This is a genomic window from Pseudomonas sp. SB113, assembly GCF_040754745.1.
GTDB lineage: Bacteria > Pseudomonadota > Gammaproteobacteria > Pseudomonadales > Pseudomonadaceae > Aquipseudomonas > Aquipseudomonas grimontii.
On sequence record NZ_JBFMHW010000089.1, the window covers coordinates 1 to 564 of the forward strand.

The 564-nt window shown below is 52.7% G+C and carries 1 protein-coding gene; it reads left to right on the forward strand.

Going from position 1 to position 564, the window contains the following annotated elements:
• Positions 1 to 458, forward strand: a 458-nt coding sequence (locus tag AB1462_RS31555; RefSeq protein WP_367248997.1) for a Sir2 family NAD-dependent protein deacetylase, incomplete at its 5' end; no start/stop codon positions are given.
• Positions 459 to 564: the final 106 nt, after the last annotated feature.

Genomic DNA, 564 nt, shown 5'->3' on the forward strand with positions numbered 1-564 from the left:
GCTCTTTCCTGCTCGTCACGCAGAATATCGACGACCTCCATGAGGGTGCGGGCTCAAAAAATCTTGTCCACATGCATGGCGAATTGAACAGCGGCCTTTGCATCGTGTGCGGGCTGCGCCAGCCCTGGCACGACGACATGTCCATCGATTCGAAATGCAAATCCTGCGACACAATCGGCTTCATGCGTCCAGACATCGTCTGGTTCGGTGAAATGCCTTATGAAATGGAAAGGATCGATGAGGCGCTGTCCTCATGCGACCTTTTCATTTCAATTGGCACAAGCGGCAACGTCTATCCGGCCGCAGGCTTCATAGAAGAAGCGAAGGGTGCAGGCGCGCATACGGTCGAGCTCAATCTTGAACCGTCAGAAGGCTATGATCTATTTGCGGAAACGCATCTTGGACCGGCGACGAAAGTCGTCCCGGATTATGTCAGCCGATTTCTGGAAAGCCGCTAGGGTCAGGACCTATTAACTAGGGTAGCATCGAAAGACGGCGATAAGCCCAACTGCTTCCGAAATGTAATTGGCTAATGTTCGTGGCCGAACGCTTCAAGTCCAAATG